Raw genomic sequence first — 15346 nt, 5'->3', positions numbered from 1 at the left:
GGTTCTTACGAAGCGTAGTACGCTGAGTTAGAACCTCAATATGCATGAGAGCGAAGCGAGCATGTAATCCATCAGTTCTTACGTGGCAAACTCGGAATAAAGCAATACACAAATAAGTAATCGGCAAACAAGTGGATTACAACAAACCAATAGAAAATCAAATATATGATAAAACATCAAGCAAGAAGAGTAAGCAAAATCAATTTTCCCAGAGAGTCAGTGGTCGGTGTGAACTGATAGAATTATTTTGCCGAAGTGGTCCTTGCGCGTGTGGCTTTGAACAATGCAAGTAGGAGCTACCGGGTTCTCCCGTTACAGAGATGGGGTTTAAATTCTAAATCCCGATGAGATAAAATATGAGGTGGTACCGCGTTTTCGCCCTCTAAGGAAAGCAGTTTTTTAGCTGTAATCTTTAGGGGGCTTTTTTGTATTCTGGCTATTTGGAGGAATGAGAGATGAAATTAACGAGAAAAATGAATGCTGATACGATTACGGCGATTCTGGCATATGAGCGATTGGGTGGAAAGAATAAAGCGTTATTAGAGGGCGCAGCAAGAGACGCAGATGCTGGGAGATATTCCATTATTGCGATGGATCCAGTGCATGAGATAAAGGTTCATGGACAACAGTTCGTGTTTGACGGTGTGGAGAGCGTAGTGGCTGATCCTTTAGCAGAACTTGATAAAATGATTCGCAAAGCATCGAGAACAGAGGAAGGGCTTCCCTTTGAGGCTGGTGCGATTGGATATGTTGGGTATGATGTCATTGCTTTATATGAAGATTTGGGCGAGGTACCTATGGAGACACGCGAGGGGCTGGCAGATATTCATTTTATGTTATATGAATCGTTTTTGATTATGGATCATCAGGCAGAGGAAATAACGCTGGTTCAAGATAATTGTTACTCAAATCGGGCAGAAAGTGAGATGCAAGTGGCGCTTAATCGAATGCATGAGCAGTTGATGACGGCGGGGACACGTGAGTCGCGGAATGTTGTAGTGAAGCCTATGGATTATTCGAGTAATGTCACAAAAGCGGAATACATGATGCAAGTTGAAAAAGCGAAAAGGTATATAAAAGAAGGTGACTTTTTCCAAATTGTGTTGTCGCAGCGCTTGGAGGCTCCTTTTTTGGGTGATGCGTTTGATTATTATCGAAAATTACGATTGTTGAATCCTTCGCCGTATTTATTTTTTGTAGATTTTGGTGAGACAAAGTTGATTGGATCATCACCAGAAAGTTTGGTGAGCGTGACTGGTGATGTGGTAATAACGAATCCTATTGCTGGGACGCGAAAACGTGGGGCGACGAAGCAAGAAGATGAGCGTTTAGCAGATGAATTGTTACACGATGAGAAGGAACTTGCGGAGCATCGGATGTTGGTGGATTTGGGACGGAATGACATTGGAAAGGTTGCGGTGACGGGGAGCGTTGCTGTTCCGGTTTACTTGACAATTGAGCGATATCGCTTTTTAATGCATTTAGTTTCAGTTGTGGAAGGGACGCTAAAGCCAGAGCTGACTGCAATGGACGCACTGAAATCGGTTTTGCCAGCTGGGACGGTGAGTGGCGCTCCGAAGATTCGAGCGATGGAGCGTATCTATGAATGGGAAAATGTAAAGCGCGGTCCTTATGCGGGAGCAGTTGGCTACTTAACGCATCAAGGAGATTGTGATTTTGCTCTGGCAATTCGGACTATGGTAATGCATCAAGGAACGGCTTACGTGCAGGCTGGTGCTGGGATTGTGTATGATTCGGATCCAGAGAGTGAATATTTAGAAACGTTGCAAAAAGCAAAGGCGTTACTGGAGGTTGGAAAATGATTTTATTGGTCGATAATTATGATTCGTTTACGTATAATTTGGAACAGTATTTGGCAGAATTTGCTGGTGAAATTATGATTCGTCGGAATGATGCAACCGATTTGATGGAGATGGCGGAAGTTGCTTCAGGAATTGTGTTGTCGCCGGGCCCTGGGAAACCGAGTGAGGCTGGACTTTTAGAAGAGGTTGTACGACGATTTGCGAAGGTGAAGCCAATGTTAGGTATTTGCTTGGGACATCAGGCAATTGGCGAGGTATTTGGCGGGACGGTGAGTCAGGCTAACGCAATTAGGCACGGGAAGGTTTCGATGATGCATCAGACGGCGGGTGCAATTTTTGCTGGGCTGGATGTGACGTTAGAAATCATGAGATACCACTCACTAATTGTGGAGAAGGTTGCATTTCCTGAAGAATTAGAGATTTTAGCGAAATCATTAGATGACGATGAAATTATGGCAATACAGCTACGTGGGTTCCCGGTTTATGGATTGCAGTTTCATCCAGAGTCGATTGGAACATTGGACGGCAAACGGATGATGGCGAATTTTGTGGCGATTGTAGAGAAGGAGAGTGAACGTGATGGAAGCGTATTTGCAAAAAGTGTATGACCAGCAGAATTTGATGCGAGGGGAGATGGAAGAGGTGGCTACGGCCATTTTTGCGGGTAAATTGAGTCAGGCGCAAATCGCGGCTTTCTTGATGGCTCTAAAAATTAAAGGCGAAACAATTGAAGAGATGCAGGCGATTGCAGAAACGATGCAAGATGTGGCGATTCAATTACCGATTGCTTCTACAAATACGATGGATAATTGTGGTACTGGCGGAGATAAATCGCTAAGTTTTAATGTGAGTACAACCTCAGCTTTTGTTTTGGCAGCAGCTGGAATAAAAGTGGCGAAACATGGTAATCGTAGTATTTCGAGCAAGTCGGGAAGTGCGGATGTTTGTCAGGAGCTAGGCATTGATATTTCGCTTGGCACAGAGGATATGGTATATTTACTGGAGAATGTTGGCATTGCCTTCTTATTCGCACCACATGTGCATCCGAATATGAAATATGTGATGGAAGTTCGCCGAGAGTTGAATACACCAACGATTTTCAATTTGATTGGACCGCTTACGAATCCGGTGAAGTTGGAAACGCAATTGATGGGAATTTATCGTCGTGATTTATTGGAGCAAACGGCGCAAGTGCTTGGGAAATTAGGTAGAAAGCGCGCGATTGTAGTGAACGGTGGTGGTTACATGGATGAGGCTTCACTTGCAGGTGAGAATCACTATGCGTTACTAGAAAATGGTGACGTGTCACTGCATACTTTTTTGCCGGAGGATGTCGGTTTAGAAAGACGTGATTTAGCGGCGATTCGAGGTGGCGATGCGAAACGGAATGCGGAAATTTTGCTGTCAGTTTTAAAAGCAGAGCCGAGTGCGTTTTATGATACGGTGATTTTGAATGCGGGCCTTGGCTTGTTGGCACATGGGAAAGTGAGAACGTTGGAATTAGGAATTGAAATGGCACGAGACTTATTGGATAGCGGCGCGGCTTATGCCAAATTAACACAATTATTAGCTTGTCAGAAGGAGCGATTAGTAGGATGACATTTTTAGAAGAGATTTTAGCAAAAAAAGCACAAGAAGTGGCGGAAATGCAGTTAGAAAACGCTGAATTACCGCGTGAAAAACCATATTTTTATGATTTTCTAAAAGAGAATAATACAGTAGTCCAGTTAATTGCAGAAGTAAAGCGGGCGTCTCCATCGAAAGGGGCAATTAATTTAGACGTTGATCCAGTTGCCCAAGCGAAAAGTTATGAAGCTGCTGGTGCCGGTGCGATTTCGGTGTTGACAGATCAGCAATTTTTTAAAGGTGATATTGAGGATTTGCGAGCTGTAGCGCAAGCAGTTGAAATTCCTGTTTTATGTAAGGACTTTATCATCAGTGAAAAGCAATTAATTCGTGCAAAAAATGCAGGTGCATCCATTGTGTTGCTTATTGTCGCAGCCTTATCAGAGCAAGTGCTGACGACATTGTTTAAGCAAGCATCCGCACTCGATTTAGAGGTGCTTGTAGAAGTGCATAATGAGGCGGAACTTAAGATTGCTGAGCGACTGGGTGCAAAACTGATTGGCGTGAATAACCGTGACTTACATAGTTTTGTGGTGGACATCGCGGTGAGTGAACGTGTGGCAAGAGAATTCTCGCGCTCGGATGCGTTTTATATTAGCGAAAGTGGTATTCGTGAGCCTGAGGACGTGGCGCGAGTGGCGAAATCTTTCAGTGTTGTTCTTGTCGGTGAGGCATTGATGCGGACCAATCTAGTGGAGCAAGCAGCAAGTGCGTTGAAGGTGAGCAGACTATGACACAGGTCAAATTTTGTGGATTAAAATCGCGATCTGATATCGAGACTGCTATAGCGTACGGAGCCGAAATGATTGGTTTTGTCTTTGCCCCGAGCAAACGCCAAGTAAAACCAGATGAGGCACGACTGTTAGCTGAAAATGTCCCGAGTCATGTCAAAAAAGTAGGTGTTTTTGTCAATGAAACCCCTGCGGAAATCAACAGAATTGCAGCGCTAGTACCATTAGATATCGTGCAGTGTCATGGACAGGAGACAGCGGCTGATTTAGCCAAAATTAATTATCCAACAATTAAGGCGTTTCAAGTAAAGAATGGGAAGGTCAATGGCGACATAGCAATGTATCCGAACAGCTTGATTTTGCTTGATGCCCCAATTGCGGGACACGGCGAAACGTTTGACTGGCAGGCGGTTGTGAAGCAATATTTGCCTAAGGAGCGGCTAATGATTGCGGGTGGTTTGGATGTGACGAATGTGGCCACGGCTATCGAGCAATTCCGACCGTTTGCTGTGGACGTATCTTCCGGTGTCGAAACGGGTGGGGCGAAAGATCCTGAAAAAATAATAAAATTCATTCAAAAAGCAAAGGAGTTCTGAAAATGAGTTATAATGTACCGAATAAAGCCGGCTTCTATGGGAATTACGGTGGAAAATTTGTTCCAGAAACATTGATGAAAGCTGTCACAGAGTTAGAGGAAGCTTATGAAATTTCAAAAACAGATGAGGCATTTCAAAAAGAATTGAGCTATTATTTACGCGATTATGTTGGGCGCGAATCCCCACTTTATTTTGCGGAACAATTAACGGCGCATGCAGGTGGCGCTAAAATTTACTTAAAGCGAGAAGATTTGAATCATACTGGCGCGCATAAAATCAATAATTGCATTGGGCAAGCTCTGTTGACGCGTCAAATGGGGAAAAAGAAAGTAGTAGCGGAAACTGGCGCTGGGCAACATGGCGTGGCGACAGCAACTGTAGCCGCTTTGTTTAACCTCGACTGCACGATTTTTATGGGAGAAGAAGATATTCGTCGCCAGCAGTTGAATGTTTTCCGTATGGAGTTGCTTGGTGCGGAAGTAGTTAGCGTTTCAGGCGGAAATGGCACGTTAAAAGACGCCGTGAATGAGGCATTGCGCTATTGGGTGGCTAATGTGGAAGATACGCATTATATAATGGGCTCGGTTTTAGGCCCCCACCCATTTCCGCAAATTGTTCGTGATTTCCAAAGCGTGATTGGCTTAGAGGCGCGTGCACAGCATTTAGAAAAGGAAAATCGCTTGCCAGATGCAATAGTAGCATGTATCGGCGGTGGCAGTAACTCGATGGGGCTATTTTATCCATTTGTAAATGATGTGTCGGTCAAAATGTATGGCGTTGAGGCGGCTGGTTCTGGCCTAGACACCGCGTTTCATGCTGCATCACTTTCCAAAGGCGAGGTTGGTGTTTTGCACGGTGCAATGATGCACATTTTACAAGATGATGCAGGTCAAATTCAGGAAGCTTATTCCATTTCGGCGGGTCTAGATTATCCAGGCATTGGTCCGGAGCACAGTTTTTTACGAGATGAAGGGCGTGCCACATATGCTTCTGTAACCGATGACGAGGCTGTAGAAGCTTTCCAATTACTTTGCCGCACCGAAGGGATCATTCCGGCGTTAGAAAGCTCACATGCCATCTCTTTCGCAGTAGAGCTAGCTGGCAAAATGAACCCAGAAGAAAGCATCGTCGTTTGCTTGTCTGGTCGCGGTGATAAAGATGTGGATCAAATACGTGCCCGTTTGAAAGGAGAAGGTGACAAATGAAATTACAAAACGCGATTGAACAAGCTAATTTAGCCGTAGTTCCGTATATGATGGCGGGGGATGGCGGACTTGACCAGTTAGAAAAACAAATGCAACTTCTAAGCGATGCAGGAGCAACAGCAATCGAGCTCGGCATTCCCTTCTCTGATCCAGTAGCGGATGGCCCAGTGATTCAAAAAGCTGGTGCGCGTGCATTGGCGGATAAAATAAGCCTTGAGCAGATTCTAGAGGTTCTGACAACGAGTAAAATCGAGATTCCGCTAGTTGTGATGAGTTATTTTAATCCGATTTATCACCTTGGTGTAGAAAAATTCATTGAACTTGCCAAGAAAACACCGATTAAAGGATTGATTATTCCTGATTTACCGTATGAGCACCGTGATTTGATCTTGCCACATTTGGAAAATACAGATATAGCCCTGATTCCGTTAATTTCGCTGACAAGCCCTAAAGAACGGATGAAAATGATTGCGAAACAAGCACAAGGCTTCATTTACGCCGTGACAGTAAACGGAACGACTGGTGAGCGCGCGGTATTTGGTGATAAGATTGATGAAAATTTGACATACTTAAAAACAATTAGTCCAGTACCAGTTTTGGCAGGCTTTGGAATTTCTAATTTGGAGCATGTCGCAAGATTTTCAGCTGTTTGTGATGGCGTGATTGTAGGTAGTAAAGTCGTGCAACTAATGCATGAAGGGAAACATGAAGAACTTAGTAAATTTATTAATGAAGCAAGCAAAACTAGATAGTAATAGAAAAAAAGCGGATATTTTTCCGTTTTTTTTTTATTTATTTTCAACTAATCATTGCAAGGTTGTGCAAGAAGGAGTAAACTAAAATTTAGTTGAGTTTTAAACAAATCAGCATTTCATGAAAAAGCGAGTGTTATTCATCGGCTCAAGAAAAGAGCACTTCACAATAAAGGACGAGGTCTATGTCTTCATCAAAACTACTTCGAGGAACTTTCATTTTAACGTTAGGAACGTTTATTTCTAAATTCTTAGGTCTGTTTTATGTCATTCCGTTTTATTGGATTATGGGTGGCGCTGGACCGATGACTTTGTATAATTTCGGGTATGTCCCGTATCAAATTTTTCTAGGAATCGCAACGGCGGGTGTTCCGCTTGCGGTGGCAAAATATGTCGCGAAATATAATGCAATCGGTGAGTATGAAATTGGGCGGCGTTTATTCCGAACGGGCGTTTATTTAATGCTTGCAACGGGTGTTGTTAGCTTCGTTGTGATGTATGCTTTGGCACCCGTACTTGCAGGGCTACAATCGATTGAGGGTAGCGGCTATACAGTGGAGGATGTGACTGGCGTTATTCGTGCGGTCAGCTTCGCGCTTATCGTTATTCCTGTTATGAGTCTGATTCGTGGTTTTTTTCAAGGCTATCAATCAATGGGGCCTTCTGCGGTTTCTCAAGTCATTGAGCAAATTGTTCGCATTGCCTTCTTACTTGTTGGTTCTGCAACGGTTCTATACATCTTACAAGGTACAGTTGTTAGTGCAATTAGTATTGCAACGTTTGCGGCATTTATCGGAGCTTTGGCGAGCCTTGTTTGTTTGCTTTGGTACTTCTTCAAGCGAAAAAAAGGACTCGATGCATTGCTACGAACCAGTAAAGGCGAAGTTACGGTCTCATTGCCATCGATGTATAAAGATATTTTCATTACTGCGATTCCATTCGTTGTTGTCGGTATCGCGAGTTCGTTGTATCAACAAATTGATCAGTTCACGTTTGGCCGGATCTTAACATGGATTGGCTATAGCGGGCATGAAGCTGAGAATTTACTAGGTATCGTTAACTTTAGTGCGCAAAAACTAGTCATCATTCCTGTCAGCTTGGCGACTGCGTTTTCGATGACGATTGTACCACTTGTGACAGCTGCCTATGCGCGCGGCGAACAAGAAAATGTGAAAAAGCAATTAAATGATGTTTTTCAAGTATTACTTTTCATCACATTACCAGCTTGTATCGGGATGTCCTTGCTTGCAGAACCGCTCTACACGGTGTTTTATGAGCATGATCCGGCGGGAATTCAAATCTTAGCATTCTATGCGCCAGTAGCGATTCTACTGTCTCTATTCAGCGTAACAGCAGCCATTTTACAAGGGATTGACGAACAACGATTCACTATTTTGAGTTTACTCATCGGTTTATTGACGAAATCAATTTTCCAAATGCCGCTGATGATGTGGATGGGTGCGCGTGGTTCTGTTGCTGCGACTGGACTTGGCTATACTGTTTCCGTGATTTTTGCGATGATTATTATCAGGAAATATGCGAACTATAATTTCAGCGTTATCCTAAGAAGAACGGTTTTGATGCTGATTCTTAACTTAGTAATGGCGATCGCTGTATTGCTTGCATACCAAGGTTTCACGATGTTTATTAACCCAGAGTCAAAATTTGGTTCAATGCTTCTACTCATCCTATGCGGTGGAGTGGGCGCGCTAGTTTATGGTTATCTCAGCTTAAGATTACGACTATTTGATAAAGTATTTGGCCCAAGAGCCGCAACAATTCGCCGGAAACTAAGAATAAAAGCATAAAAGGGAGGCACAACAGCATGGAAAAACGAACAAGAAAAAGGTCAAAAGAAGCAAGGCGGGCTCGCGTTTGTGTATTACTCGGCGCTCTTTGCGTCCTTGCGGGGCTCACGGCGATTTATCTGAACTATATAACTTGGCTTGCAATGCCATTTATCATTTTAGGCGCCTTATTATTTGGAATGACAATTGGACTAAAACTACCAAGAACAAAAGAATAAAATCGAAGCTTGCAGATTATGAATAGACTCTGCAGGCTTTTTAAGTAAGAAAATGCTACACCTGATAAGCTTTAAAATAACCAAAAAACCTACAAACCGTCCACATTGGATAAGTTTGTAGGCTTTACTTGATTTTTATTAATAGGGATTATCATCTGTTTCGCTAAATTTTTTCAAATAATAGGGAATCTGTTCGGCGACTTCGGTTGGTAAGACAACATACTTCTTTTTCGCAAGCGTTTCTCCAATATAACTATGCAAAAATACAGCTGTGAGGACGGCATGTTTTGACTTTTCTAATTGGCCGAGTAATCCTGCAACCATACCAGCAAGTGTGTCGCCCATGCCACCTGTTGCCATTGCAGGCGTTCCGTATATATTCTGCCAAATATCATCCTCGATATAAACACGTGTACGATGATCTTTCAAAACAACAATTGCATCCAAATCAGTCGCGAAATCTTGGTTCTTCATATCATCCAAATCTTCGGTATCCGTATGCGTTAATCTTTCCCACTCTTTACGATGTGGCGTGAAAATAAGCGTTGTCTCTGGTTTTTTGAAATTTTGTGAGGCGTATAAAGTGATTGCATCACCATCCATCACAATCCTTTGATTTGCACGGGTATGTTCACAAACAAGTGATAAAAGTTGTTGCGCCGTTTCACCTAAACCAAGTCCAGGTCCTATTAAAATTGTATCAAATTGTGGCAGTACTTCTAACAAGTACTCTGTGTCATTAAAATCAAGGCACATTGCCTCAGGAAGTCTTGCATGAAGTGCCGAACGGTTTACAGGATGCGTTGCGACTGTTACAAGGCCAGCACCGCTATAAATTGTTCCTTGTGCTGCCATAATAATCGCGCCACCGAGTCGTTCATTTCCACCGATTAATAGAGCACGACCATAATCCCCTTTATTCGACTCATCTTCCCGTTGTTTAATCCAAGCGCAGATTACCTTCGGCGTGATTTTTTTCATTTCCTAACTTCCTTTCTCCTATTTTTAGTTACGTCATCTTTAGTAGTTATTATAAACCTACTTGCCAAATTGTCCAATATAGTATAACCTATCCAGAAAAGGAGTGAAAGTGAAATGAAACCAATTTTTCCAGCAGTAAAAGCAGTGATTATACATAATGGCCAATTTTTAGTTTTGAAGAAAGCTGGTATCAAAGAGGATGTCTGGGAACTTCCAGGGGGACGGATGAACTTCGGAGAGACAAAAGGAGAAGCGCTATTTCGGGAAGTACAAGAGGAAACAGGTTTACAAGTACAGCCGTTTATTCTCTATGATACGTGGGAATTTTTCCAACCAGAGTATCAAATTACAGGTGTTATTTATTTGTGTGAAAAACCAGAAGGCGACGTACGGCTTTCGAGTGAACATCAAGCATATGACTGGTTTCCGCTAGAAGCGAGTAGCTTAGAACGAATGGATGTTGTGTTTGCATCACGGATGGTGCGCTGGGATTTTGAAGCGATCCAAGGATTTATGTCTTAATTCGCCTCAAAATGCTTTCATACGAGTGCAAAAGGGTATACAATGGAAGAGATAAATTAACTGTTGAAGGGATTGTTATAATATGAGTACGATCAATTGGCAAGAGGAAGTAGAGAAGCGCCGCGATGATTTCAAACGTGACTTATTTGCGATTTTGAGCATTCCAAGTGTGCGCGATGATTCCAAAGCAACGGAGGAGGCACCGTTTGGCCCAGATGTGAAAAAAGCATTGGATTTTGCTTTAGAGTTGGCGGCAAAAGACGGTTTCACAACGAAAGAAGTTGGTAATGTTGCTGGTCATGCGGAGTTTGGTCAAGGTGAAGAACTCGTTGCAGCATTGGGGCACGTGGATGTAGTACCGGTTGGCGACGATTGGTCACATGATCCGTTTGACCCGATTTTGAAAGATGGCAAAGTATTCGCGCGAGGCTCAGCGGATGACAAAGGCCCAGCGATGGCTGCTTACTACGCGATGAAAATCATTAAAGAACTGGATTTACCGCTGTCTCGCCGCGTTCGAATGATTTACGGATCGGATGAAGAAAGTGGCATGTCATGCGTGGAGCGCTATTTTGAAACGGAAGAGCAACCAACAATGGGTTTTGTTCCCGATGCAGAATTCCCGATTATTCACGCTGAAAAAGGAATTTCAGAGCTTGATATTTCTTTCAAAGATGGAGAAAAAGATGGAGACGCTGATTTCCGTCTCATTAGTTTTGAATCAGGTGCTCGTTACAATATGGTTCCGGACCATGCGAAAGCTGTTTTAGAAAACGTGAAGGATTTTGATGTTCTTTCTAAAAAATTCGAAGCTTATCAAAAAGAAACAAAACTAGCTGGTGAATTAGTGGAATCAGGAAACAAGGTGACACTTTCTCTAGTTGGTAAAGCGGCACACGCAATGGAGCCGAATAACGGTATTAATGCGGGACTTCATTTAGTGGCATTCCTTGGTAAATTTACGCAAACAGGTGCGGCAAGCGATTTCGTTACATTTGGTAAAGATTACTTGTATGGGGATTCCCGTGCGATGAAGCTGGGCATTCGCTATGAAGATGACGAGAGTGGCGAGTTGACAATGAATGTCGGTGTCATCCGTTACAGCGTTGAAGAAGGTGGGCGCTATGGCCTGAACTTCCGCTATCCAGTAACAGCGAATATGGAACAACTGAAACTGAAAATGGAAACCGTTGTTAATGAGTATAACGGTCAATATACGCATTATGAGGATTCTAAACCATTATTCGTGCCAAAAGACCACCCATTAATTCAAACATTACAAGAAGTATATACAAACCAGACTGGCGAAGAAGCAACATTACTAGCTATTGGTGGTGGAACATATGCACGTCACATGGAAACCGGTGTTGCTTTTGGAGCGCTATTCCCAGGTCGTGAAGACACGATGCATCAAAAAGATGAGTTCGCGTATTTCGATGATTTAATCAAAACAATTGCGATTTATGCCGAAGCCCTTTACAAACTGGCGAAGTAAAGTATATAATTGAAAAAAATTAAGATTCAGACTGATGAAGCAGAGGAACAAAACGCTGATTTTGCCTTCTGCTCTGGTCTTGATTGGAATTTTTAGATAGTTGCAAAAACATTCGCGAAGGAGTGCTGATTGATGAAAGTATTAGTGAAAGACCAATTAATAGAACGTGACGAAGCAAAAGTTGATGTTGAAGATAGAGGTTACCAGTTCGGGGATGGGGTTTACGAGGTTATTCGTATGTACAACGGACAGTTTTTTACATATGATGAGCATATTGAGCGTTTATATGCAAGCGCCGCTAAGATTGATCTTGATATCCCATACAGCAAGCCAGAATTGCGCAAGCTCGTAGATGGTTTGATGAAGGCGAATAATATTGGGACTGGTAATGTGTATCTTCAAATCACGCGTGGAGAGCAGTCGCCGCGTAATCACGTTATTCCGAGCACGCCACCAGAAGCTGTACTTACTGCATCAGCGAGTGAAGTGCCGCGTGATAAGACGCTGTTTGAGAATGGGCGTAAAGCAATTCTAGAAGAGGACGTTCGCTGGTTGCGATGCGATATTAAGAGCCTTAATTTATTAGGTAATTCGATTGCCAAAAATAAAGCGCATCAAGCTGGTGCATTTGAAGCTATCCTGCATCGTGGAGAGAACGTGACGGAAGGTTCAGCAGCAAATGCCTATATTGTTAAAGATGGTAAACTGATTACGCATGCTTCTAATAACTTGATTTTAGAAGGTATTACACGTCAAGTTATTTTGCGAGTAGCTCGTGAAAATGGAATTCCAGTTGTTGAATCTGGCTTTACGCTGACGGATTTGGCTGCAGCAGATGAAGTATTTATTTCCAGCACAACGATTGAAGTGACGCCGATTATCGAAATTGATGGCAAGCTTGTCGGTGACGGCAAACGTGGTCCTGTGACGAAGACGTTGCATGATGCTTTCACTAAAGAAATTTTGAAACAGTGTGGCGAGTTAGCGGTAGATTAAATAATAAGGAAACCGAATGGGTTCATGATGATATGAATTCATTCGGTTTCTTAGATTGGAGCAGAAAAATGGATGAAACATTAAAAACGCGATTGCAAAATTTGGAGGAGCAGCTATTGACGTCAAGGGTTCGATTATCACGACAAGCATTACGTGAAATTTTAGCGGAAGAATTTTTTGAAATTGGCAGCTCTGGCCGTATTCTGTATAGAGATGAACCGATTAGTGAGGATGGTATTGGGGAGGTACAGATGGAGCTGAGTGACTTTAGTATTCAGGAGTTATCAGAAGACATTGTTTTGGCAACATATCGTATCTTCAACGTAACTGAGAATCAATACTCCCTTCGAAGTTCTATCTGGAAGTATACGGATAATAGGTGGCGACTCGTGTTTCATCAAGGGACGAAATGTATATAAAAAATAAATACTAACTATACGCTTATTGTGTTCGCTTTCAAGAAAAAAGAGGCTTGACATCAGCATAAATCGGCGTATAATAAGCTTTGTTAATAGTTCGCATACGAATCTTTCGTTTGTGAACATTAAGGGAGGAACATAATTTGGATGAAAAGTTAATACGTGAAGTCGTTCTTTCGTTTCGAACAATGCAACGGAAAATTCACCATTATTTGCAAGAAGAGGCGACTAAGCGTGATATTACAACGGTACAATTGTTTGCGCTAGGGACGTTGAAAAGGGAGCCGCATTTAACGCTTGGGGAATTGGCTGAGCGCGTGCAAGTTAATAAAAGCACAATGAGCGGTATTGTAGATCGGTTAGTCAAGGCCAATTTTTTAACACGAGGGCGTGATGAAGGAAATCGTCGGGCACTTAATTTACAGTTAACCTCAGAGGGGCTTGCCAAAGTAGATGATACGTACGATGTTTTTTTTGACCGACTAGAAGCGGTTTTAGAAATTGATTCAGAGGAACTAAGAGCAATGCTTATGACACACGAAAAAATGATTGCGTTACTAGAACGAAAAGGAGAAGCAGAATAATGAATATGAAAGCAGCAAGTGAGGGAATTAAAACAAACGGTATCTTAATTGTGATGCTGATGGGAGCTTTTGTCACTATATTGAACCAAACGCTGATGAATGTGGCGCTACCAAGTATCATGACCGATTTCAATATTACGGCGAGCCAAGGCCAATGGTTAACGACAGGATTTATGCTGGTCAATGGTGTTATGATTCCAATGACAGCGTTTTTGATTGAGCGGTTTACAACGAGGCAACTATATTTATTTGCGATGATTACATTTGCCATCGGTACGACAATTTCTGGTTTTGCCGGGGATTATACAGTACTTATTATTGGACGAATGGTGCAAGCGGTTGGGGCTGGTATTGTAATGCCACTCTTAACAGTCGTTGTATTGAATCTTTTCCCGATGGAACGGCGTGGCCGAGCGATGGGGCTGATTGGGCTGGCAATGAACTTTGCGCCAGCGATTGGACCAACTTTATCAGGTTGGATTGTACAAGAATATGATTGGCGGAATCTTTTTTATATTATTATTCCTTTCGCAATTCTTGATGTGATTGTAGCCTTTTTCCTATTAAAAAATGTTGGGAAGCGGACTTTTCCAAAATTGGATTTTCTCGGTGTTATTATGTCGACGGTTGGCTTTGGTAGCTTGCTATTAGGATTCAGTAACGCGGGAGATCATGATTTTCTATCCGCGAAGGTGCTAGGCTTTGTTGTATTAGGATTTATCGTTTTAGCAGTATTTATTTGGTATCAAGGACGCGCAAAAACCCCTTTGCTGAATTTCAATGTTTTTAAACATAGAACGTTTACTTTAACAACAACAATTAGTTTCTTTGTCATGATGGGATTATATGGTGGTATGCTGTTATTTCCGATTTTCTTGCAAAGTGTGCGGCATTTTACACCACTAGAATCTGGACTTGTGCTCTTGCCAGGAGCAGTGATGACGGCTGCTCTTTCGCCAGTTACGGGTATTATGTTTGACCGCTTTGGCGCGAAATATTTATCTTTGATTGGGCTCATTATTATGGCTGTAACAACATTTTTATTCACGAACTTGGATGAAAGTACGACATTGACATACATTGTTGTTGTACAAACGATTCGGGCGAGTGGCATGGCGATGGTGATGATGCCACTGCAAACTGCGGCACTCAACTCTTTACCGCTTTCGATGGCAGCTCATGGATCGGCGATGTTTAATACAGTTCGGCAAATTGCGGGCTCACTAGGAACAGCGCTACTTATCACAACGATGTCAAAAAGCGCGAAAAACTTCGGTCAAAATTTGACTGCGGCAGATATTGCGGGGAAAACAAAAGAACAAATCGCGAATCATGTGCTGATTCACGGTATTGAGACGGCATTTTTGGTTTCCTCGATTCTTTCAGTAATTGCGGTGATTTTAGCTATGTTTATTAAGAAGAAAAAGCAGTCATTAGCGCCTATTGTGAATAAAACAGAAGTTATCGAACATTGATATGAATCTCTGAACTTGACGAAAAGTAAAGTTCAGAGATTTTTGTGCGCCCAGCATGCGCAAATGCTAGGTGGTGAAAGTCCACTACAGGCTTGGCAGTAGGAACTGTTAGCTC

16 protein-coding genes and 1 other annotated feature are annotated in these 15346 nt (G+C 42.5%); of the genes, 15 read left to right on the top strand and 1 reads right to left on the bottom strand.

From position 1 onward, the window contains the following. The first annotated feature begins 167 nt into the window (after positions 1 to 167). Positions 168 to 386: a binding site (T-box leader), on the top strand. A 69-nt stretch (positions 387 to 455) separates the two neighbouring features. From trpE to R8925_RS08915, 9 genes are all read left to right on the top strand, one after another. Then, positions 456 to 1823 carry an anthranilate synthase component I gene (trpE, locus tag R8925_RS08955; protein ID WP_430535550.1) on the top strand — a complete coding sequence of 456 codons (1368 nt, stop codon included), beginning with the start codon at positions 456 to 458 and terminating at the stop codon, positions 1821 to 1823. Further along, positions 1820 to 2431, top strand: coding sequence for an anthranilate synthase component II (locus tag R8925_RS08950; RefSeq protein ID WP_430535549.1), 612 nt, complete (start codon positions 1820 to 1822; stop codon positions 2429 to 2431). Before trpE ends, R8925_RS08950 begins: the two co-directional genes overlap by 4 nt. Beyond that, positions 2403 to 3422, top strand: a complete 1020-nt coding sequence (trpD, locus tag R8925_RS08945) for an anthranilate phosphoribosyltransferase (RefSeq protein WP_430535584.1) — start codon at positions 2403 to 2405, stop codon at positions 3420 to 3422. Before R8925_RS08950 ends, trpD begins: the two co-directional genes overlap by 29 nt. Next, positions 3419 to 4183 carry an indole-3-glycerol phosphate synthase TrpC gene (gene trpC, locus R8925_RS08940; RefSeq protein ID WP_430535548.1) on the top strand — a complete coding sequence of 255 codons (765 nt, stop codon included), beginning with the start codon at positions 3419 to 3421 and terminating at the stop codon, positions 4181 to 4183. Before trpD ends, trpC begins: the two co-directional genes overlap by 4 nt. After that, complete coding sequence (locus R8925_RS08935; RefSeq protein WP_430535547.1) at positions 4180 to 4776, top strand: phosphoribosylanthranilate isomerase; 597 nt, start codon at positions 4180 to 4182, stop codon at positions 4774 to 4776. Before trpC ends, R8925_RS08935 begins: the two co-directional genes overlap by 4 nt. Before the next feature lie 2 nt (positions 4777 to 4778). After that, the gene (trpB, locus tag R8925_RS08930) at positions 4779 to 5981 is read left to right on the top strand and encodes a tryptophan synthase subunit beta (RefSeq protein WP_430535546.1); all 1203 of its coding nucleotides are present in this window, start codon (positions 4779 to 4781) and stop codon (positions 5979 to 5981) included. After that, positions 5978 to 6733, top strand: a complete 756-nt coding sequence (gene trpA / locus R8925_RS08925) for a tryptophan synthase subunit alpha (RefSeq protein WP_430535545.1) — start codon at positions 5978 to 5980, stop codon at positions 6731 to 6733. Before trpB ends, trpA begins: the two co-directional genes overlap by 4 nt. Before the next feature lie 185 nt (positions 6734 to 6918). After that, on the top strand, positions 6919 to 8541 hold the full coding sequence (locus tag R8925_RS08920; RefSeq protein ID WP_430535544.1) for a putative polysaccharide biosynthesis protein: 1623 nt from the start codon (positions 6919 to 6921) through the stop codon (positions 8539 to 8541). A gap of 17 nt (positions 8542 to 8558) precedes the next feature. Continuing rightward, positions 8559 to 8759, top strand: a complete 201-nt coding sequence (locus tag R8925_RS08915; RefSeq protein ID WP_430535543.1) for a hypothetical protein — start codon at positions 8559 to 8561, stop codon at positions 8757 to 8759. Positions 8760 to 8897: 138 nt separating this feature from the next. Here the strand turns inward: R8925_RS08915 and R8925_RS08910 are convergent, their stop codons facing one another. Next, a complete protein-coding gene (locus R8925_RS08910) occupies positions 8898 to 9740 on the bottom strand; it encodes an NAD(P)H-hydrate dehydratase (protein ID WP_430535542.1) in 843 nt (280 codons plus the stop codon). 114 nt (positions 9741 to 9854) lie between these two features. Between R8925_RS08910 and R8925_RS08905 the strand changes: the two genes are divergently transcribed. The 6 genes from R8925_RS08905 (at position 9855) to mdrM (ending at position 15231) form a co-directional block, all read left to right on the top strand. Next, positions 9855 to 10262 carry an NUDIX hydrolase gene (locus R8925_RS08905; RefSeq protein ID WP_430535541.1) on the top strand — a complete coding sequence of 136 codons (408 nt, stop codon included), beginning with the start codon at positions 9855 to 9857 and terminating at the stop codon, positions 10260 to 10262. Between the two features lie 82 nt (positions 10263 to 10344). Then, entirely contained in the window at positions 10345 to 11757 is a 1413-nt protein-coding gene (gene pepV / locus R8925_RS08900; protein ID WP_430535540.1) for a dipeptidase PepV, read from the top strand. Positions 11758 to 11889: 132 nt separating this feature from the next. Further along, positions 11890 to 12753 carry a D-amino-acid transaminase gene (gene dat, locus R8925_RS08895; RefSeq protein ID WP_430535539.1) on the top strand — a complete coding sequence of 288 codons (864 nt, stop codon included), beginning with the start codon at positions 11890 to 11892 and terminating at the stop codon, positions 12751 to 12753. A 68-nt stretch (positions 12754 to 12821) separates the two neighbouring features. Continuing rightward, positions 12822 to 13172: a nuclear transport factor 2 family protein gene (locus R8925_RS08890; RefSeq protein WP_430535538.1), complete on the top strand. Its 351-nt coding sequence runs from the start codon at positions 12822 to 12824 to the stop codon at positions 13170 to 13172. 143 nt (positions 13173 to 13315) lie between these two features. Beyond that, the gene (locus R8925_RS08885) at positions 13316 to 13756 is read left to right on the top strand and encodes a MarR family winged helix-turn-helix transcriptional regulator (RefSeq protein WP_430535537.1); all 441 of its coding nucleotides are present in this window, start codon (positions 13316 to 13318) and stop codon (positions 13754 to 13756) included. Continuing rightward, positions 13756 to 15231 carry a multidrug efflux MFS transporter MdrM gene (gene mdrM, locus R8925_RS08880; RefSeq protein ID WP_430535536.1) on the top strand — a complete coding sequence of 492 codons (1476 nt, stop codon included), beginning with the start codon at positions 13756 to 13758 and terminating at the stop codon, positions 15229 to 15231. The genes R8925_RS08885 and mdrM overlap by 1 nt, the downstream gene beginning before the upstream one ends. Positions 15232 to 15346: the final 115 nt, after the last annotated feature.

The sequence above is a fragment of the Listeria rocourtiae subsp. hofi genome (genome assembly GCF_963575615.1).
Classification (GTDB): Bacteria; Bacillota; Bacilli; order Lactobacillales; family Listeriaceae; genus Listeria_A; species Listeria_A hofi.
The sequence above is the reverse complement of the archived record's forward strand: the minus strand, read 5'-3'. Positions and strand labels throughout refer to the sequence as shown.

What these genes read in the sequence shown, in the direction of transcription:
- trpE (WP_430535550.1), top strand. Translation starts at nt 456, where the DNA reads ATGAAATTAACGAGAAAAATGAATGCTGATACGATTACGGCGATTCTG.
- R8925_RS08950 (WP_430535549.1), top strand. Translation starts at nt 1,820, where the DNA reads ATGATTTTATTGGTCGATAATTATGATTCGTTTACGTATAATTTGGAA.
- trpD (WP_430535584.1), top strand. Translation starts at nt 2,403, where the DNA reads ATGGAAGCGTATTTGCAAAAAGTGTATGACCAGCAGAATTTGATGCGA.
- trpC (WP_430535548.1), top strand. Translation starts at nt 3,419, where the DNA reads ATGACATTTTTAGAAGAGATTTTAGCAAAAAAAGCACAAGAAGTGGCG.
- R8925_RS08935 (WP_430535547.1), top strand. Translation starts at nt 4,180, where the DNA reads ATGACACAGGTCAAATTTTGTGGATTAAAATCGCGATCTGATATCGAG.
- trpB (WP_430535546.1), top strand. Translation starts at nt 4,779, where the DNA reads ATGAGTTATAATGTACCGAATAAAGCCGGCTTCTATGGGAATTACGGT.
- trpA (WP_430535545.1), top strand. Translation starts at nt 5,978, where the DNA reads ATGAAATTACAAAACGCGATTGAACAAGCTAATTTAGCCGTAGTTCCG.
- R8925_RS08920 (WP_430535544.1), top strand. Translation starts at nt 6,919, where the DNA reads ATGTCTTCATCAAAACTACTTCGAGGAACTTTCATTTTAACGTTAGGA.
- R8925_RS08915 (WP_430535543.1), top strand. Translation starts at nt 8,559, where the DNA reads ATGGAAAAACGAACAAGAAAAAGGTCAAAAGAAGCAAGGCGGGCTCGC.
- R8925_RS08910 (WP_430535542.1), bottom strand. Translation starts at nt 9,740, where the DNA reads ATGAAAAAAATCACGCCGAAGGTAATCTGCGCTTGGATTAAACAACGG.
- R8925_RS08905 (WP_430535541.1), top strand. Translation starts at nt 9,855, where the DNA reads ATGAAACCAATTTTTCCAGCAGTAAAAGCAGTGATTATACATAATGGC.
- pepV (WP_430535540.1), top strand. Translation starts at nt 10,345, where the DNA reads ATGAGTACGATCAATTGGCAAGAGGAAGTAGAGAAGCGCCGCGATGAT.
- dat (WP_430535539.1), top strand. Translation starts at nt 11,890, where the DNA reads ATGAAAGTATTAGTGAAAGACCAATTAATAGAACGTGACGAAGCAAAA.
- R8925_RS08890 (WP_430535538.1), top strand. Translation starts at nt 12,822, where the DNA reads ATGGATGAAACATTAAAAACGCGATTGCAAAATTTGGAGGAGCAGCTA.
- mdrM (WP_430535536.1), top strand. Translation starts at nt 13,756, where the DNA reads ATGAATATGAAAGCAGCAAGTGAGGGAATTAAAACAAACGGTATCTTA.